Source organism: Candidatus Kinetoplastibacterium oncopeltii TCC290E (genome assembly GCF_000340865.1).
Taxonomy (GTDB): domain Bacteria; phylum Pseudomonadota; class Gammaproteobacteria; order Burkholderiales; family Burkholderiaceae_B; genus Kinetoplastidibacterium; species Kinetoplastidibacterium stringomonadis.
Genome location: NC_020299.1, coordinates 336,610 through 357,016 on the forward strand (window position 1 = coordinate 336,610; position 20,407 = coordinate 357,016).

The window sequence follows — 20,407 nt, forward strand, 5'->3', positions numbered from 1 at the left end:
TTTACAAAAAATCTTCTAGCTAACTATTTACTATAAATTGATAGCATAAATGATTCATAATAACAACATTCAGAGTTACTCTTATAGAGCACAGTATTTTTACTATATAACGAATATTCATAGTGAAGTATTATATTCGGACATTATATTATTTTATAAAGCCATATATAGATTTTGCTGATAGAATAATTCATTGTAGGGGTATTATTTTATAATGTACAAGAAGGTGAAGATCATATCGTGTCAACAGTACAATATTTTCCAGGTTCTGCTGCTCTTTCAAGCTTTCGCATAGATCAGCTTTTAAATAAATTCAAAGATTTTGGTCTTTGTGTATCGAATATTTCATCTTATTATGATCATTTTATTTGTGTTGAGAGCATTCTCAATGCTAAAAAATTATCTAGGCTTAATGAATTATTGACATATGGGGGTAACATTTTTGATAGAAATTCTATAAATAATAATAAAAATATATTGGAATTAATAGTTGTCCCTAGAATAGGTACTGTTTCTCCTTGGTCTAGTAAAGCAACAGAAATAGCTCATAATTGTGGTTTTTATGAGGTAAATCGTATAGAACGCGGAGTTCACTTTATAATTGAGACAGATCCAAAAGTCATCTTTAATGAACAAGATCTAGATAAAACATTAAGCATTTTGCATGATAAGATGACCGAATTTATCATTAAAAATGATTTTGATATCAATTTGTTGTTTAAAACTTCTGGTATTTCAGATCTTAAAACTATTCCTTTAATGGATAATGGAATTAGTGCTTTGCAGGAAGCTAATAATAATTTAGGTCTAGCATTATCAAAGGAAGAAATTCATTATTTAAGCAATTCTTTCACTATTCTTGGCAGAGATCCAACAGATGTTGAATTAATAATGTTCGCCCAGGCTAACAGTGAACATTGTAGACATAAGATATTTAATGCTTCATGGGTAATTGATGGAGAAAGAAAAGATTATTCGCTTTTCGAAATGATTAAGTCCACTCATTTAGCTCAGCCTAAAGGAACGGTTGTGGCTTATTCTGACAATGCTGCTATTATGGCAGGCAGAAGTGTTTCTCTTTTTTATCCAAAAATACCTAATGAAGATGGGATAGCAGAATATGTTACCTCAGATGTTAATATGGATATTTTAATGAAAGTAGAGACACATAATCATCCTACAGCAATAGCACCTTTTCAAGGTGCTTCTACTGGTGCCGGAGGAGAGATTCGTGATGAAGGAGCTACTGGACGTGGATCTAAACCTAAAGCTGGCTTGACTGGTTTTACTGTATCTCATTTAAGATTAAGTAATTCAATTCAACCTTGGGAATCTACTTACGAGGATACGCCTAAAAGAGTTTCTTCACCTGTTTCTATTATGATAGATGGCCCATTAGGTGGTGCTGCTTTTAATAATGAGTTTGGTCGACCTAATGTTTTAGGTTACTTTAGAGTTTTTGAACAAAAAGTACATGATATTCATTGGGGATACCATAAACCTATAATGCTCGCAGGTGGTTTAGGAATTATTGATGACAGTTTATCAAATAAAAAAAATATTAAAGAGGGCTCTTTATTAATACAGCTTGGCGGACCAGGGTTTCGTATAGGTATAGGTGGTGGTGCTGCTTCTAGCACTGATATAGGTAGTAATTCCGAAGATCTTGATTTTAATTCTGTACAGAGAGGAAATCCTGAAATAGAAAGAAGAGCTCAAGAGGTTATAGATCGTTGTTGGCAATTAGGTGAAAACAATCCAATTATATCTATACATGATGTTGGTGCTGGCGGACTTTCAAATGCTTTCCCAGAGTTAGTAAATGATTCTAAAATGGGGGCTATTTTCAACATTAGACGAATACCTATAGAAGAGAATAGTATGTCACCTGCTGAAATATGGACCAATGAATCACAAGAGAGGTATGTTCTTGCGATAGATAAAAAAGATTTAACTTTATTTGATCATATAGCAAAAAGAGAGCGTTGCCCGTATTCTGTAGTTGGTGTTTCTACTAAAGATCGTCTTCTTAAAGTTGTTGATATTGAAAAAGATGTAGAGATTAATGATCTCATTAATGCTAATAATTCTTTAAAAAATAATCCAGTAAATATATCTTTAGATACAATTTTCGGGAATCCTCCTAAATTACAGCGTTCAGTTAATAGAGTAATTAAAACTAATAAGAGATTAGTTCTTGATAATGTATTAATTAAGGAAGCAATTCCTAGAGTATTAAGACATCCAACAGTATCAAGCAAATCTTTTTTGATTACGATAGGAGATCGTAGTGTTGGCGGTATGATTTGCAGAGATCAAATGATTGGTCCTTGGCAAGTTCCTGTATCTGATTTTGCTGTCACAGTATCTGATTATGAAAAATATTCTGGAGAAGCAATGGCAATAGGAGAACGTTCTCCTATTGCTGTTATTAACGCACCTGCATCTGGTCGTATAGCATTAGCAGAGGCTATTACTAATTTAATACCTGCTGGTATCGATAAATTTGATGATATAAAGTTATCAGCAAATTGGATGGCAGCATGTGGTTTTGATGGACAAGACGCTGACTTATATGACACTGTTGCGGCTGTTAGTGAATTTTGTAAAAGTATTGGATTATCTATACCTGTAGGTAAAGATTCTTTATCAATGAAGACTGTTTTTGATAATAAGACTAAACAGGTTGTATCACCAATATCGCTTATAGTAACAGCATTTGCAACAATTAGTGATGTTCGTAAAAGTTTAACACCAGAGCTCATGAGTGATGTTGATACTTTATTGATGTTAATTGATCTAGGTGATTTAAAAAATCGTATGGGTGGTTCAATTCTTGCTCAGGTGTATGATCAGATTGGAAATGAGTCTCCCGATATATCACCTGATAAGTTAGCTTCTTTCTTTAATCTTATAAGATTATTATCTAGTAAAAATCTTATTTTTTCATATCATGATCGCTCTGATGGTGGCTTAATTACTACTCTTATTGAGATGTCTTTGGCTAGTCATTCTGGGTTGTCTATAAATCTAGATTCTATTATATCTAATATAAAAAATCTCGATAATGAAAATTTGAATGACTTACTGATAAAAGTCTTATTTTCGGAAGAAATAGGAGCTGTTATTCAAATACCTAAAGATAATAAAGATGAAATTATTGGATATTTAGAAAAATTCGATTTAAATTCTTCATCTTACATAATAGGTACTATAAATAATACTAACAATATAAATATAAATTATAAAGATAAAGTAATATGGTCTGAAAATTGTTCTGTTTTAGGAAAGATATGGAGTGAAGTAAGTTATAACATTTCTTCAATAAGAGATAACCCATTATGTGCTAAATTAGAATTTGATACATGGGATGATGTTTCCAACCCAGGAATAAATCCATTTATATCTTTTGAGATGAAAGATGACATATCTGCTCCATTCATTTCTAAGAGCATCAAACCTTCAATTGCAATACTTAGAGAACAAGGTTGCAATAGCAATATAGAAATGGCTTGGGCGTTTGATAAAGTTGGTTTTAATACTGTTGATGTTCATATGACTGATTTATTATCACGTCGTGTTAATTTATCTTCATTTCAGGGATTAGTTGCAGTTGGAGGATTTAGTTACGGTGATGTATTAGGAGCGGGTGAAGGTTGGGCTCGCACAATATTGTTCAATAATTTAATGTATGATCAATTCTCCGAATATTTTGCCAGAAAAGATACTTTTTCTTTAGGTGTGTGTAATGGATGTCAAATGATATCGGCATTATCTTCAATTATTCCTGGAGCTACAAATTGGCCGCGTTTTACTAGAAATAAATCAGAGAGATATGAGTCCCGTCTATCAACTATAGAAATATTGAAATCTCCTTCTATATTTTTCAAAGAAATGGATGGTTCTAGAATACCTATTGTTATTGCTCATGGCGAAGGATATGCAGATTATTCAAAATCTGGCGATCTGAAAAATACATATGTCTCCGCATGCTTTGTAGATAATTATGGTAATAGAACTGAAAATTATCCATTTAATCCTAATGGTAGTCCTGGCGGTATTACTGCTGTGACAACGTTAGATGGTCGTTGTACTATTATGATGCCTCACCCAGAAAGAGTACTAAGGAATGCAACGCTATCATGGGCTCCTGTAGAATGGGTTAAGAATTATGAATATAGTCCATGGATTAAAATGTTCCGTAATGCTCGTGCTTGTTTCGAATAACAAATAAAAAAGATCATTAGAAAAACTAATGATCTTTAGTTAATTTTCTTGTTTTTATTAAAATAAAATGAACTTTAATCGTACTTTAAATCGTTCTTTCAATCAATTACGTAATTTTGAAATTATAAGAAATTTTACTAATCAAGCTGCCGGTTCAGTTTTAGTTAAAGCAGGTAATACTTATGTTTTATGTAATGCTTCTATAGTAGAAAATGTACCTGATTTTGTGAGAAAACAGGTACATTGTGGATGGGTTACAGCAGAATACAGTATGTTACCTTGTGCTACAAAAATTAGATCTAACAGAGAATCTGTTTTCGGTAAACAAACAGGAAGATCTCAGGAGATACAGCGATTCATAGGTAGGAGTATTAGATCTATGTTTGATTTAAAATTATTGGGAGCGCGAACTATTCACTTTGATTGTGACGTTATACAAGCAGATGGTGGAACTAGATGTGCTAGTATTACTGGATCTTGTGTTGCTGCTTTTGATGCTGTTAATTATTTACTTGATAATAATTTTATAAATAAAAACCCAATCTGTAATCATATAGCCGCTATCTCTATTGGAAAATCAGGAAGTGAATTATTACTAGATATGGATTATTTAGAAGATTGTAATTGTGATGTTGATATGAATGTAGTTATGGATTCTCAAGGAAAGTTTGTAGAGGTTCAAGCTACTGGAGAAAAATCATTACTTTCTAGAAATGATATAAATGCTATGCTAGATTTAGCAGAAGAAGGTATTTCGAAACTTATTAATATACAAAAAGAATGTTTTAGTTAATTAATCTTTATAAGATTCTTATCGTGAATGAAAAAAATTCATCATTGTCAGATTGGCTTAGGTATATAGAGTCTATTCATCCAATTAGTATAGACTTAAATTTAGATAGAGTTAGAATAATTACTTCACTTATAGGTATAAAAATAGATGGTATAGTGTTCACTGTTGGAGGAACAAATGGAAAAGGATCAACTTGTAGTTTCTTAGAAAAGATCTTATTGGAATCTGGCTACACTGTTGGATTATATACTTCTCCACACATTGTTTCTTTTAATGAGAGATTCAAAATCAATGGTATTAATGTAAGTGATAATGATATTATTGATTCTCTAGATTTTATAGATAAAGTAAGAGGTAATATTTCCTTAACTTACTTTGAGTTCACTACTCTGGCTGCTATTTATTTATTTTCAATAAAAAAATTAGAGGTTTTAATATTTGAAGTTGGAATGGGTGGGCGTTTAGATGCAGTTAATATTATCGATTCTGACTGTTCAATTGTTACAAATATTGGTCTTGATCATGTGGAATGGTTAGGTGAATCTAGGGAACTCATAGGGTTAGAAAAATCTCATATTTATAGAAAAAATAAACCAGCTATTTGCGGTGATATTAGTCCTCCTATATCTTTATTAGATTATGTTGATAAGATAGAAGCAGACTTTATTTTGGTTGATAGGGATTTCAAATACTCAACTAATGATAATAATACTTGGTCTTACTGCAGTAAATATTATGAATTTGATAAACTGCCGTATCCGAAAATGTTAGGAAAATATCAGTTGTTAAATGTATCGATGGCGTTAACAGCAATAGGATCAGTCAAAGATAGATTGAATATTTCATATGAAAATATAAGTAATGGAATCTTAAATTCTTTTCTGCCTTGCAGATTTCAAATTATTAGGAATAATCCTACCATTATTTTAGATGTTGCTCATAATGCACATGCTGCTAATTCTTTAGTAGCAAATCTTGCTGATAATAATGGTTTTTCTAAAACACATGTAGTAATAGGAATGTTAAAGGATAAAAACATATTGGAAGTTGTGAAAATATTAGATTCTTATGTTGATTATTGGTATTGTTGCAGTACTTTTGGCGCTAGAGGTTTATCTTCAGATTTACTATTCAATATCATTAAAGATAATTTAGAATCAGCAAACGTGATATGTTGCCCTAATGTTATTGATGCATTTAATACTGCACTTCAAAATTCCGATCAAAATGATCGTATACTAGTTTTTGGGTCTTTTTTAACTGTTAGTGATATTTATCAATTATATTTGAGATAATATCTGCAAATTACAATCTAATTTATTAGTAAAATTCTATGTTAACTGTTAGTGATATTTATCAATTATATTTGAGATAATATCTGCAAATTACAATCTAATTTATTAGTAAAATTCTATGTAGAATTTTTACTATCTAGTCTAATTATGCAAATTCTGTTATCTTACAATTGAAGGCTCAAATAAAATTTTATTTTTTATAATTTTTGATTTTGAAATTTTATTGCAGTAATTAATTTAATCTTTATTAATATGATTGCATTCTATTTTTGTATTTATAAATTAGTAGATATATTTATTTGGTAATAAAGTGAATCTTTTTGATTATATCTTAACCGGTGTATTGCTGGTTTCTTGCATAACTGGATACTTTCGTGGTTTTGTAAGAGAGTTGTTTTCTTTTTTTTCTTATTTCATATCATTCTTATTAACTATATTATTTGCACCGGATGTTAATTATTTTATTGAAAGATACATAGACTCTCAGTTAATTAGCATTTGTTTATCTTATTTAGTTGTGTTTTTTTCTGTTTTATTAGCATGTAGTTTTATTAATATTTTAATATCATTCTTTGTCGTTAAGACAGGAATGTCCTCTATTGATCGTGCATTAGGTGTTGTCTTTGGAGTATTGCGTGGCTTATTATTGATTCTGTTATTTTTGTTATGTTGTAGTATGTTGTCCACAGAGTATTGGTTTATGGATTCAGTTCTCGTAAAACCAGCTATGGATCTAGTTTATAAAATTAGGGAATTTCTACTATCAGAGATTTAAAAATCTCATTAATAGAAATCTTAATATCATTAGGAATTATTTTATGTGTGGAATAGTTGGTGTCGTGGGACGTAGTCAGGTAAATCAGCTGTTATATGATAGTTTGTTGCTTTTACAACATAGGGGGCAAGATGCAGCTGGTATAGCCACATCTGATAATAGGCAGTTTTATCTTCATAAATCACATGGTCTTGTGAGAGATGTTTTTCGTACCCATAATATGCTTTCTTTACCAGGTAATTGTGGTATAGGACAAGTAAGATATCCTACATCTGGATCTAATGTAAATGAACAAGAAGCACAACCATTTTATGTTAATGCACCTTTCGGTATTATGTTTGCGCATAATGGTAATTTGACTAACTGGCAAGAATTAAGAGAATCTTTATTTAGAGTTGATTTGCGACATATAAACACTAATTCTGATTCAGAAGTTCTGCTTAATGTGTTTGCTAATGAATTACAATCAGCTGTTCATGGAGTTGTTCTTGATGAAAATTCAATTTTCCAAGCTATATCTGGTGTTCATAGACGGGTAAGAGGTGCTTATGCCGTTGTATCAATTATTTCAGGTTATGGATTAGTTGCTTTCCGTGACGTTAATGGTATACGTCCACTATGTATTGGAAGACAGGAGACAAATAAGGGTACTGAATGGATGGTTGCATCAGAATCAGTTGCTTTAGAAGGTAATGGATTTACTTTTGTTCGTGATATAGATCCAGGTGAAGCTATATTTATAGATTTGGATGGTAATTTATTTAGTAAACAATGTGCAGAAAACCATAAACTTTCTCCATGTATATTTGAATATATATATTTCTCACGCCCTGATTCTTTTATGGATAGAGTTCCCGTGTATGATGCTAGACTAAAAATGGGTGAATATTTAGCTAAAAAATTAACTAAATATGTAAATTCCGGAGATATAGACGTTGTTATACCCATACCAGATTCTTCACGTCCTGCAGCAATGCAATTAGCTCATTCTTTGAACCTTGATTATCGTGAAGGTCTTATAAAGAACAGATACGTTGGAAGAACTTTTATTATGCCTGGTCAGGCTATGCGTAGGAAATCAGTTAGGCAGAAATTAAATACAATAAGTATGGAATTTAAGAATAAAAATGTTTTATTAGTAGATGATTCTATTGTTCGCGGTACTACTAGTAAAGAGATTGTAGAGATGGCACGCTCATCTGGAGCAAATAAAGTTTATTTTGCATCAGCTGCAGCTCAAATAAAGTATCAAAATGTTTATGGTATAGACATGCCTACTCAAAATGAGCTTATAGCTGCTAACAGAACAGACGAAGAGATTGCAAAATTCATAGGGGCAGATGCATTAATTTATCAGGATATTGAGGACATGAAGAAATCCATTACTGATATCAATAATTCTCTTACAAATTTTGATGCTTCTTGTTTTGATGGAAAATATATAACTGGGGATATAGATTCCAATTATTTAGCTAATTTAAGCAATAGTAGAGTATCTTAATAAGTATCGTTGTTAAAAATAAAAACAGCAAGTTTCCTATAATGCATAGGACATGCTGTTTTTATTTTTACCTAAAAAGAAATATGGTTAATTAGTATTTCTTATAGCTGCTGATATTGCTATAACTGCTAATATTACAAATAAAGATAAGCTCCATACGAAATATTCGACACCAAATAAGAAAACAGGATCATCTGCACATGATGAATATACACTAAACAACCAAGGAATTGATGAATCAAATCCTGTGCTGTTAATTAATGTATCTGCTGGTGTTGTCATACATGATAAACTCTCAGAATAAGATACCTTTTGCATATATGCAGCCCATACACCAAACACACTTAATGCTGATATTATTATAGCTATAATTCTAGACAATATATCACTTCTTACATAGTAGCCTAAGAATGAAACAATCCCTATTATAAAAAAAATAAAACGTTGTACAATACACCAAGAACATGGCTTCATATCAAATACATGTTGAGATATAAGAGCTGCGAATATCGAAGTGAAGCAAAGTATAGAAACCAAAATAAATAATTTATTACGATAAGTCTTTTGCATAATAGGCTCTATAAAATCTTAGTATAAGTAAAATTATCTTTTGTATATAATTTTGAATTATAGAAAAGTTCTAACTAATTCATTTACACCAGCCCAACAAATTTGAACTCCAAGACAAAGCATAATAAAGGAAGAAAGCTTCATAAATACAGTAGTACCGCTTCGTCCCAATTTATTTAACATCTGCGCTGAAAATTTCATACATATATAAAGTATCGATGATAGTAAAAGTATAGCTAAAACAGACCCCGATAATTTCATGGTTATTGTATTAATACTATTAGTACTCTCGATTAGATAAATACCTACTGCTATAGCACCTGATATAGCTCCTGGCCCAAAAGCTACAGGAAATGTTAAAGGATAAAATGCTCGAGAATTTGCTTGCTCTAAACTCATTAATTCTTGTTTTTCATCTACAATAGATTTTCCTTCGTCTGAAGAAGTTATAAGGTTCCAGGCACTGAATATTATTAATGTTCCACCACCTAGCCTTACAATTGGTAAGGATATTCCAAATAAGGCTAATATAGCATTTCCAATCAATAATGTAGCCACTAGCATAATAGCTACGTTACTAGCAACTTTTTTTGCTAACATTAACCTTGTATCCGGCGATGCATTTTCTGTCATGGAAAGAAATATTGGAGCAATTGCTGGTGGATTCAAAAAAGGAAGCAATGTTCCAAAAGTGAATAAAAAACTTTTTGTTAAGGGGGATAAGAATTCTGAAAGTAGCATAATTTAAGTAAATTGAAAATTAAACGATTATTTTGTGTCATTAGACATACTGCTAATTACGAGTTAATTAAAATTCTAAAAAGAATATGTGGTAATAATTTCTCCTCGCTCTTAATAATTTTGCGCATTTAAAATTTAACTAAGTCAATTGACATGACAGATCGATTATAACAGATTTATTTAAAATATATCTCGATTATCAATAAATGATGGTGGTTTTGGTGTTCCTGATGACAAAGTTAAAACTTCATATCCGGTATCAGTTACGCATATTGTATGCTCCCACTGTGCAGAAAGACTATGATCGCTTGTTACTATTGTCCATCCATCTGACAATTGTTTTATTCCTTTTTTTCCTGCATTTATCATTGGTTCTATTGTAATTAGCATACCAGTTTTTAATAATTCTCCGGTATTAGGTTTCCCATAGTGAAGCACTTGTGGATCTTCATGAAAATTTTTTCCGATTCCATGACCACAAAATTCTCTTACTACGGAAAAACCTGCTTCTTCAGCATGTTTTTGTATGGCGTGCCCAACATCGCCTAATCTGGCATAATTTTTTACTTTCTGTATGCCTTTCCACATGCATTCATATGTTATTTCTGATAGTCTCAACGATTGTATTGATTGATCACCTACATAGTACATTCTGCTTGTATCACCATACCATCCGTCTTTTATGATAGTAACGTCTATATTCAAAGAGTCACCATTTTTTAAAATTCTATTGCCAGGAATTCCATGACATACTTGATGATTTACGGAAGTACATATTGATCCTGGGAAAGGCGAATGTCCTGGTGGAGCGTAACCGACAGTTGCTGATTTAACTTTCAGTTCATCTGTTAGATATTCAAGACATAATTTATCTAAATATCCTGTTGTAACTCCTGGTTTTACATAATTTGTTATGAAATCTAATATCTTTGCAGCATCCTGGCAAGCAGATCTCATTTTATTTAGATCATTTTTATTTTTAATAATACCCATTTTATATTTTTAAAAATTTTTCTTTTATAGAGAGTTAATATAATAATTTATGACAAATAATTATATGATGAAATTGATATTAAATCTCAATATTATTGATTGCAATAATTATTTTGCTTTACTTATAAATAATTGCTATTTTTATAAAATAAATTAACTATTATTTTAATTCTTAAAGCCATAATTAACTAGTTTGTGTATAATTGTCAGCTGTAAATATTAAATGATATATAAAAATATAAATTCACAAATCGCACGATACGTTATCAGGGGTGTCTTGTTATTATAGATGCTTACGTATTGTAAGAAATTAACCCTTGGAGGTTTTTATGTCTATGATGAGAGAAATGTTAGAGGCAGGTGTTCATTTTGGACATCAGACAAGATACTGGAATCCAAAAATGGCACAGTATATTTTTGGTCAAAGAAATAAGATACATATAATAAATCTTGAGAAAACAGTAGAGAATTATCTAGAAGCATTAAAATTCGTTAAGAAATCTTCATCTAGCAATAATAATATTTTATTTGTTGGCACAAAAAGAGCAGCTCGTGAATTTATTGCTAGTGAAGCTAGTAGATGTAATATGCCTTATGTTGATTCTAGATGGCTTGGTGGAATGCTTACTAATTTTAAAACAGTAAAATCTTCTATTAAAAGATTGAAAGAAATGGAAAATATTGTTGCCAGTGGTCATGCCGACAAAATGATAAAAAAAGAAGGATTGTTATTTCATAGAGAGCTAGACAAGCTAAATAAATCCATTGGCGGTATTAAAAATATGAATAACCTTCCAGATACAATATTTATTGTAGATGTTGGATATCATAAGATTGCTATATCAGAAGCTAGAGCTTTAGGAATAAAAGTGGTTGCGGTTGTTGATACTAATCATTCTCCTGATGGGGTTGATTATGTTATTCCAGGTAATGATGATTCTGCAAAAGCAATATCTTTTTATTGTAAAGGAATAGCAGATGCAGTGTTGGAAGGTCGTAAAAAAAATTTAGATGACGTTGTTGATAGCATTAAAGAAAATACTGAAGACTTTGTCGAGATAGGTCTTTAACATTTACTTTTTAGTTTTATTTTTGTTAGATATTTTAGGAATAGTATGTCCAATATTAATGCTTCTCTTGTAAAAGAATTGAGAGAAAAGACTGATGCTCCTATGATGGAATGTAAAAAAGCGCTAGTCGAATCTGATGGTGATATAAAAAAAGCAGAAGGTCTTTTGAGAATAAAATTAGGTAACAAAGCTAATAAAGCAGCTTCTCGTGTAGTTGCTGAAGGCTTAATAGGTTTATATATTTCAGATGACTTGAAGTCAGGAGCTCTGATTGAGGTTAATTGCGAGACTGATTTTGTTGCTAAAAATAAAGAATTTATTTCTTTTGTAAACAAACTAGCAGAGATAGTAACAATTAATAACCCAGCTGATTTGTTAGGATTAAGTAATACAGTTTTTGATACTGATACTGTAGATGGTGTTAGAAGGTCTATGATTGGCAAGATTGGTGAAAACATTTCTATTCGTCGTTTTATCAGATTAGCTGCAAGTGGATCTTTATCGGGATATAGTCATAATGGTCGAATAGGTGTATTAGTAGATCATTCTGGAAATGAAGATGTAGGAAAAGATGTCGCTATGCATATAGCAGCAGCTAAACCAAAATCTGTAGACGCTTCTGGTGTCAACATAGATGAAATTAATTCTGAGCGTTCAATAGCCCTAGAAAAAGCGAAAAAATCTGGTAAACCAAATGACATAATAGAGAAAATTGTTGATGGGTCTGTACAAAAATTTCTGAAAGAGGTTACATTAATGTCTCAGATGTTTGTCAAAGATGAGAAACAGACTGTGAAACAAATGCTTGATGGAAAATCTTCGTCGGTTGAAAGTTTTGTATTTTATGTTGTTGGAGACGGTATTGAAAAAAAAGAGATAGATTTTGCTGCAGAAGTCGCGGCGGTTAGTTCTATGTAGTTTATCTGCCATAACGAAAGATTTTTATTAGCTTATTATTTTGGTTAGATTGTTGAGTTGTTTACTACTGGTATGTAAATCATCGGAATTTCAAGCATGTACAATAAACCATATAAAAGAGTTTTGTTGAAACTTTCTGGCGAGGCACTTATGGGTGATGATTCTTTTGGAATAAACAGATCAACCATTTTGTGTATCACGGAAGAGATATTAAAGGTTATTGAGTTAGGTGTAGAATTAGCTATTGTTATAGGTGGAGGTAATATTTTCCGTGGCGTCGCCCCAGGAGCTCAAGGTATGGACCGTGCTACTGCTGATTACATGGGAATGATGGCTACTATCATGAATGCTCTTGCTTTACAGGACTCACTTAAACGTTTTGGTGTAGATGCTCGGGTACAGTCTGCTTTAAATATAGATCAAGTCGTAGAGCCTTATATAAGACCCAAGGCTCTACGGTACTTAGAAGAGGGGAAAGTAGTTATTTTTGCCGCAGGAACAGGAAATCCTTTTTTTACCACAGACACAGCAGCTGCATTACGTGGTGCGGAAATTGGTGCTGAAATTGTGTTAAAAGCTACTAAGGTTGATGGAATATATAGTGCTGACCCAAAAAAAGATCCTACAGCTACTAGATATATGCGCATATGTTTTGATGAGGTTATTGTACGTAGAATTGAAGTCATGGATGCTACTGCTTTTGCATTATGTCGTTACCAAAAATTACCAATAAATGTATTTTCTATATATAAATCTAGTGCCTTGAAACGTGTAGTGATAGGTGAAAATGAAGGCACATTAGTTCATCTTTAATGGGATAATTTTTTATGAATATAGATGAAATTCGTCTTTCTATTGAAAGCAAAATGTCTAAATCTGTTGATGTATTAGTATCTAATTTAGCAAAAATTCGCACAGGTCGTGCCCATGTTGGTATTCTTGATCATATTTCCGTAGATTATTATGGTTCTTCTACTTCAATAAACAAGATAGCTAATGTTAATCTATTGGATGCTAGGAACATACAGGTTGTGCCTTATGAGAAGAAGATGATTAATGTAATAGATAAGGCTATAAGAGAATCTGATTTAGGACTTAATCCAATATCATTTGGTGATAGTATTAAAGTTCCTATGCCTCCTTTAACTGAAGAGCGACGTAAAAATTTGGTTAAGGTTGTGAAATCTGAAGGCGAAGAAACAAAAGTAGCTGTACGCAATATTCGCCGAGAGGCTAACGATCTTCTAAAAAAAATGGTTAAAGATAAAGACATATCTGAAGATGATGAAAAAAGATCTCAGGAATCGATACAAAAAATAACAGACCATAATATTGTATTAATAGGCCAGATAATCTCTAAAAAAGAGACTGAAATAATGGCAATTTGATAAGATATAATAATTTCTTTGAAATGCAATCTTGGACTTTATTGTTTATAATGGTCTGTCGTATATAAGTCATGTTGATTAATAAACAGCTTCCGAAGCATGTTGCGATTGTTATGGATGGTAATGGTCGCTGGGCAAATAAGAGATTACTACCAAGATCTTCAGGTCATTTTAAGGGGGTAAGATCTGTTGGCCAAATTATAGATAGAGTTAGTCAATTAGATATTCGTTATCTTACTTTATTTGCATTTAGTTCAGAGAATTGGCGGAGGCCTGCTGATGAAATTGAATATCTAATGAATTTATTTATAAAAACTTTAGAAAATGAAGTAGATAGATTAGTAGATAAGGGTATAAATCTACGTATAATTGGTGACATTAATGGGTTTGGTAAATACCTTCAAGATCTAATAAAGAGCGTCATTTGTAAAACATCACATAATAATAATCTTTATCTTACAATAGCAGCAAACTATGGCGGAAGATGGGATATCTTACAGGCCGTAAAAAAAATGTTAAAAAAAGAGCCTGATATTTTAGATAATATAGATAATATAAATGAAGATATCATGTCACGCTATCTTTCTATGCCTTGGGCTCCGGAGCCAGATTTATTAATACGAACTGGAGGAGAGAGGCGTATTTCTAATTTTCTAATATGGCAATTAGCATATACAGAATTATACTTTACTGATATTTGTTGGCCTGATTTTGGTTCTAATGAATTGGAAGAAGCATTTCGCTGGTATCTCACAAGAGAGCGTAGATTTGGAAAAACAAGTGCTCAAATAGAAAAAGATTCAAGGCAATAATAAAACAAAGTGAGTTATTAAATGCTGAAACATAGAGTTTTAACGGCGATAATGCTAGTATCGGTCTTTGCTTTGTCTTTGTTGTCAAGATATGAAGGAAGCTTCATAGTATTATTATCTGTAATTATATCATTTGTTTTATGGGAATGGCTTCTAATGTCCGTTCCTGCCTATGTTTCAAAAAAAAACTGCATGCTATTACCAATTTTATTATTTATGATTGCAACATTGTCATTGCCTTTTGTAAGTATAAATATCGTTTTTAAATACAGTAACATACTATATAAAGCAATATTAATTATTGATGTGATTTGGTTACTTTTATCTTTAATTTCTGTATCCTATGCTAGGGTATTCTCTAATGCAGAGCGTTTATTTATATCTATTTTCTCAATTTTCTTATGTTCTTCTGTTTGGTTTATTATAGTATTTTACTATATCAGTTACGGTTCCTGGTTTATAATCTCTATGTTGATTTTTATATGTGCAGTAGATATATCTGGATATTTTGTAGGAAAATCTATTGGAAAAAAGAAATTAGCATGTGAAATAAGTCCTAATAAAACTATTGCTGGAGCAGTATCAGGTATTTGTGCTTCCTTTATATGGTTTTATGTAAGCAGCTTCATTGAGGGCAGCTTTTCTAGTATTTTAATAGATAAATGGTCATTATTTTTAGCATTGCTATTTTCAATAATATTATCTTTTCTTGCCATATTTGGTGATTTGTTTGAGTCTTTACTAAAAAGAAATTCTGGTATTAAAGATTCAAGCAATCTTCTACCTGGCCATGGTGGTGTATATGATAGGTTTGATGCAATAATTTCAGTTGTTCCTACGGCGTTTTTATTATCAGAGGTATCATTTTGAGTGTGTTTCGTCGCGTTTTTATTTTTGGATCTACTGGATCAATTGGTAAAAAAGCCCTTGAAATTATTGACACGTTTCATGGGGATATTGAAGTTTTTGGCCTTAGTGCTTATAGCAGTATAGATTGTTTAGTTGCTCAAGCGATTAAATATAGAGTTAAGGTAGTTGTTGTTCCCAATCTTGAAGCTAAAGAACTTTTTCATAAAAAATGGACTAACAAAAATCTTATCCCTAAAATATTAATTGGTTCTGAATCCCTTGTGGATATGGCTTATGACAGCAGTTATGATACTGTTATTGCTGCAATTGTAGGTATAGCTGGTATGCCATCTGCTCTAGCTGCTGCTAAAGCAGGTAAGCGTATTTTGTTGGCAAATAAAGAAGTCTTAGTAGTAGCAGGAGACCTTTTTATGCAGTATGTTTTTACTTTCAAAGCAGAATTAATTCCTATAGATAGTGAGCACAATGCCATTTTTCAGTGTCTATGTGGAAATGAAAATGGCATTGATTTTAAAAAAATAGAAAATAGCATCAATCGTATACTGTTGACAGCTTCTGGTGGTCCATTTCGTGGATATAGCCTAGATAGTTTGCAGAATGTAACTCCAGAAAAGGCATGCTCGCATCCAAGATGGAACATGGGTCCTAAAATATCAGTAGATTCCTCAACTATGATAAATAAAGGATTTGAAGTTATTGAAACGCATTGGTTGTTTAATATTCCTACAAGAAAAATTGAAATATTAATACATCCACAAAGTGTAATACATTCTATGGTTGAGTACATTGATGGTTCAATCATAGCACAATTAAGTAAGCCAGATATGGGTATTCCTATATCTTATGCTTTGGGTTTTCCAATTAGAACAAAAAATAAAGTTGGTTTTGTAGATTTTACAGAGCTTAGAAAACTTGATTTTTACCAGCCTGATTTTATAAAATTTCCATGTTTATCATTAGCTTTTGATGCTTTAAAATTAGGACAAGCTCATTGTATTGTTTTAAATGCTGCTAATGAAGTTGCTGTAGATGCTTTTCTTAATGAAAATATAAGATATACAAGTATTTCAAGAATTATAGATGCTTCTATAAATTGGTATGAGCAAAAAATTCCTTATTCTTTAAATAATCTGGATGATATATTGCATTTAGATAGGATTACTCGTGATTTTGCTCGTAAGATTTGTCATGTATGATTAAATAATATAAAGTGTTGCACTGATATTACAGGAATTTTTTATTTGTTTTTGAGAAAATTTCTTTAGGATTATTAAACTCCTTTAACATATTAGGATCTGTTTACGATGTCTTTATTTAGAGTAAATATATTATTAGCATTTGCTGCATTTCTATTTCCTGTAGTTTCTTATACTTCTAGCGATTTTGTTGTGCAAGATATATATATAGATGGAATTAATAAAGTTGATAGATCTGTAATTATTGAAAAATTGCCATTCAAAATAGGAGAAAAAATATCAGAACAAGAGTTATCTAGAACCGTAAATAATTTATATGATATCGGTTTTTTTGATGATGTTTCTATAAAAATAGAAAATGATATTGCTATTATTAGTGTTAAAGAAATGCCTCTTTTACATTCAGTTGAATTTCACGGAGTTAATAATTTTAGTAAAGAGTATATGCTAAATATTTTAAATAAATTTAATTTTATTGAAGGATCTTTTTTAAACCTAAATTCTTTAAACAAAATTAAAAATGAAATAAAGCTTAATTATTCTGCTAAAGGTATACACGGTATAGAAATATCTGTAGACAAAAAAATTCTTTCTAATGAATTAGTTGACATTAGTTTTAATATTGATGAAGGTCCTATATCAAAAATAAGAAGTATTCATATAAAAGGCAATAAAATTTTTTCAGAAAAATCATTATTAAAGTTATTCAAGTCTAATTCTACTAATTTGTTTTCTTGGTACAAAAAAAATGATGTATTTATCAGTGATATTCTAGAATCTGATTTAGATAGATTACGTGTTTTTTATATGAATAACGGTTATGCTGATTTTAAAGTCCAAGATCAAAAGATTAATTTTTCCTATAATAAAGATATGGTAGATATACTTATTTCTATCGATGAAGGATCATTGTATAAAATCAACGATATAAAATTACTATGTAATTCATGTGAGCTTTATAAAAAGGTTTTTGATATAATAAAAATTAAGAATGGTGATATATATTCTATATCTAATATTAATAATACCATTCTTTCAATAAGAGAATATTTAGGCAATTTTGGATTTGCTTTGGCTGATATAAATTTTTTCATAGAAACTAAAGAAGCAGAATCTTTGATTGATATTATTTTTAGTGTAGATATCGGAGATACTGTTTATATTAACAAAATTAATATAACAGGTAATTCTTATACACATGATAAAGTAATAAGAAGAGAACTGCGTCAGCTTGAATCGTCGATATATAATCATCAAAAAATCAAATTATCTAAAGAAAAACTAGATAGGTTGGGTTTTTTTAATAAGGTTGTGATGGAATTTAATTCATGTCCTGATTCTAACGATCTTGTTGATATAAATATAGATGTTGAAGAAAAGCCTACAGGTATTTTTAATATTGGTTTTGGCTATGGTTCTTCAGATAAGACTGTTTTTTCTGCTATGGTAAGTGATGAAAACCTATTTGGAAATGGTTCAGAGTTAACGCTACAGCTAAATCGTAGCAAAGCAAACAGCTCAGCCACTATATCATATACGGATCCATATTTTTTAGATAAGAAAATCAAAAGTACTATAATGCTTGATTATAAAATCAATAATCAGCATGAAGTAGGTAATAATTGTAAAATTAAATCCTTTAAGCAAGGATTTAATTTAGAGATTCCTATCTCAGAATCAAGTGCCTTATCCTTTGGTTCTTCCATAGAGCAAAATAACATTATTTCCTTTAACAAATTATCTTCAGTTTATAATAGATTTGTAAATCAATATGGTTGTAACACAAAATCAATTAACATAAATTTAGGCATATCAGATGATACTCGTGATAGTAATGTTTTCCCAAGAGTAGGTTCGTTTAAAGGTGCAAAATTAGATTTTTCATTTATGGATATGAAGTATTTTCTTATAACTGCTAATTATCAACGTTATCTACTATTTGCTGATAAATATATAGTATCTATCAATGGACTGATTGATTATGGAATAAGTTACGGTAGTAAAGATTATCCATCTATAAAAAATATGTATGCAGGTGGAATAGGTAGTGTTCGTGGCTATAGAAATTCCTCTGTAGGTCCTAGAGATTTTTTTACTGGAGAGTATATTGGAGGGTCTAAACGTATTTTAGCTAATGCCCAATTTTATATACCTCTTCCGAATGAATCTGTAGATAAAACTTTAAGGCCTTTTTTATTTATCGATTCTGGTAGAGTTTTTAATGAAAGCATTAAAAAATATAATGATTCTATTGATTGTGGATGGCGATATTCTGCTGGTTTAGGTGTTTCTTGGAAATCTCCAGTTGGAATTATGCAGATTTCTTATGGAGTGCCTTTGAATAGACATATTGACGATGACATACAAAATCTGCAAATACAATTGGGAACTAATTTTTGAGCAATTTGATTTTTTATTTTATTAAGAGTGATATTTATATTATGTTTAACTTTAAGTTTGATAAATTTATTTGTAATTTTTCTAGAAATACAAAAAATAAACTGATTTTCAAAACTCTTTTTATTTTCGTTTTTTTTGCTACCGTACCTTTTCATTCTTTTGCTGAAGAAATAAAAATAGGTTTTGTAAACACTGACCGTATTTTAAAAGAGTCTAATCCTGCTAAGGCATCACAAAAGAAAATTGAAGTTGAGTTTAAAAAAAGAGATGAAGAGTTACAAAAACTAAGTCTAAGCTTGCGCTCTCAAATTGAAAAATTTGACAAAGAATCTTTGGTTATATCAGAGAATGAAAAGATACAGCTACAGAGGAACTTGAATAATCTAGATGTGGATCTTCAACGCAAGCGTCGTGAATTTCAAGAAGATTTCAATAGAAGGAGAAATGAAGAATTTTCTTCTATTATCTCAATGGTAAATGAGAGCATTAAAAATATAGCAGAGCAAGATAATTTCGACCTAATACTACAGGATGCTATAGCAGTAAATCCTAGAATTGATATTACAGATCAGGTTATTAGCCTTTTAAATAAATGATTTATACAATTAAGATAAATCTATAAACTTGGAGAAATGATTATCTTTATTTCACAACTATATTATAAATGTAACAGACAACCTATAAAGGAGCTTTATATAAAACTATTATCTATTATAATGGAGTAAGGCTGGATAATCAGATAATGATATATCACAATGTGAAAATAGGTGGATAACACAGCTATAGTTTGAGTTTGTATAGCATAATCAAATAAAGATGTATAATAGCTGGTACAGCTATGTTTCAGGTCAGTTAACT

The 20,407-nt window shown here is 30.7% G+C and carries 17 protein-coding genes and 1 pseudogene; 15 read left to right on the forward strand and 3 right to left on the reverse strand.

Annotation, left to right across the window (positions count from 1 at the left end):
• The first annotated feature begins 240 nt into the window (after window positions 1-240).
• From purL to purF, 5 genes are all read left to right on the forward strand, one after another.
• Window positions 241-4,227 (forward strand): phosphoribosylformylglycinamidine synthase, encoded by a 3,987-nt coding sequence (gene purL, locus CONE_RS01575; protein ID WP_015396998.1) that lies wholly within the window; start codon window positions 241-243, stop codon window positions 4,225-4,227.
• A 67-nt stretch (window positions 4,228-4,294) separates the two neighbouring features.
• Complete coding sequence (rph, locus tag CONE_RS01580; RefSeq protein ID WP_015396999.1) at window positions 4,295-5,020, forward strand: ribonuclease PH; 726 nt, start codon at window positions 4,295-4,297, stop codon at window positions 5,018-5,020.
• Window positions 5,021-5,043: 23 nt separating this feature from the next.
• The gene (gene folC / locus CONE_RS01585; protein ID WP_015397000.1) at window positions 5,044-6,315 is read left to right on the forward strand and encodes a bifunctional tetrahydrofolate synthase/dihydrofolate synthase; all 1,272 of its coding nucleotides are present in this window, start codon (window positions 5,044-5,046) and stop codon (window positions 6,313-6,315) included.
• A 310-nt stretch (window positions 6,316-6,625) separates the two neighbouring features.
• Window positions 6,626-7,090, forward strand: coding sequence for a CvpA family protein (locus CONE_RS01590; RefSeq protein WP_015397001.1), 465 nt, complete (start codon window positions 6,626-6,628; stop codon window positions 7,088-7,090).
• A 43-nt stretch (window positions 7,091-7,133) separates the two neighbouring features.
• The gene (purF, locus tag CONE_RS01595; RefSeq protein WP_015397002.1) at window positions 7,134-8,591 is read left to right on the forward strand and encodes an amidophosphoribosyltransferase; all 1,458 of its coding nucleotides are present in this window, start codon (window positions 7,134-7,136) and stop codon (window positions 8,589-8,591) included.
• A gap of 87 nt (window positions 8,592-8,678) precedes the next feature.
• Here purF and CONE_RS01600 read toward each other — a convergent pair whose 3' ends face one another.
• The 3 genes from CONE_RS01600 to map all read right to left on the reverse strand — a co-directional run bounded on the left by CONE_RS01600 (window position 8,679) and on the right by map (window position 10,895).
• On the reverse strand, window positions 8,679-9,161 hold the full coding sequence (locus CONE_RS01600; protein ID WP_015397003.1) for a disulfide bond formation protein B: 483 nt from the start codon (window positions 9,159-9,161) through the stop codon (window positions 8,679-8,681).
• Window positions 9,162-9,218: 57 nt separating this feature from the next.
• Window positions 9,219-9,902, reverse strand: a complete 684-nt coding sequence (locus tag CONE_RS01605; protein WP_015397004.1) for a MarC family protein — start codon at window positions 9,900-9,902, stop codon at window positions 9,219-9,221.
• 180 nt (window positions 9,903-10,082) lie between these two features.
• Window positions 10,083-10,895 (reverse strand): type I methionyl aminopeptidase, encoded by an 813-nt coding sequence (gene map / locus CONE_RS01610; protein WP_015397005.1) that lies wholly within the window; start codon window positions 10,893-10,895, stop codon window positions 10,083-10,085.
• 329 nt (window positions 10,896-11,224) lie between these two features.
• Here map and rpsB point away from each other — a divergent pair, with 329 nt between their 5' ends.
• From rpsB to CONE_RS03850, 10 genes and pseudogenes are all read left to right on the forward strand, one after another.
• Window positions 11,225-11,965, forward strand: coding sequence for a 30S ribosomal protein S2 (gene rpsB, locus CONE_RS01615; RefSeq protein WP_015397006.1), 741 nt, complete (start codon window positions 11,225-11,227; stop codon window positions 11,963-11,965).
• Window positions 11,966-12,010: 45 nt separating this feature from the next.
• Window positions 12,011-12,883, forward strand: a complete 873-nt coding sequence (gene tsf / locus CONE_RS01620) for a translation elongation factor Ts (RefSeq protein WP_015397007.1) — start codon at window positions 12,011-12,013, stop codon at window positions 12,881-12,883.
• A 96-nt stretch (window positions 12,884-12,979) separates the two neighbouring features.
• Window positions 12,980-13,696, forward strand: coding sequence for a UMP kinase (pyrH, locus tag CONE_RS01625; RefSeq protein WP_015397008.1), 717 nt, complete (start codon window positions 12,980-12,982; stop codon window positions 13,694-13,696).
• Window positions 13,697-13,710: 14 nt separating this feature from the next.
• The gene (frr, locus tag CONE_RS01630; protein WP_015397009.1) at window positions 13,711-14,271 is read left to right on the forward strand and encodes a ribosome recycling factor; all 561 of its coding nucleotides are present in this window, start codon (window positions 13,711-13,713) and stop codon (window positions 14,269-14,271) included.
• 71 nt (window positions 14,272-14,342) lie between these two features.
• Entirely contained in the window at window positions 14,343-15,083 is a 741-nt protein-coding gene (uppS, locus tag CONE_RS01635; protein ID WP_015397010.1) for a polyprenyl diphosphate synthase, read from the forward strand.
• Window positions 15,084-15,104: 21 nt separating this feature from the next.
• Window positions 15,105-15,953 carry a phosphatidate cytidylyltransferase gene (locus CONE_RS01640; protein ID WP_015397011.1) on the forward strand — a complete coding sequence of 283 codons (849 nt, stop codon included), beginning with the start codon at window positions 15,105-15,107 and terminating at the stop codon, window positions 15,951-15,953.
• Window positions 15,950-17,149: a 1-deoxy-D-xylulose-5-phosphate reductoisomerase gene (dxr, locus tag CONE_RS01645; protein WP_041862198.1), complete on the forward strand. Its 1,200-nt coding sequence runs from the start codon at window positions 15,950-15,952 to the stop codon at window positions 17,147-17,149. Before CONE_RS01640 ends, dxr begins: the two co-directional genes overlap by 4 nt.
• A 108-nt stretch (window positions 17,150-17,257) precedes the next feature.
• A complete protein-coding gene (gene bamA, locus CONE_RS01650) occupies window positions 17,258-19,549 on the forward strand; it encodes an outer membrane protein assembly factor BamA (RefSeq protein WP_015397013.1) in 2,292 nt (763 codons plus the stop codon).
• Between the two features lie 41 nt (window positions 19,550-19,590).
• A complete protein-coding gene (locus tag CONE_RS01655; RefSeq protein WP_015397014.1) occupies window positions 19,591-20,145 on the forward strand; it encodes an OmpH/Skp family outer membrane protein in 555 nt (184 codons plus the stop codon).
• A 77-nt stretch (window positions 20,146-20,222) separates the two neighbouring features.
• Window positions 20,223-20,318: pseudogene (locus tag CONE_RS03850) on the forward strand (hypothetical protein); the annotation flags it as partial.
• Window positions 20,319-20,407: the final 89 nt, after the last annotated feature.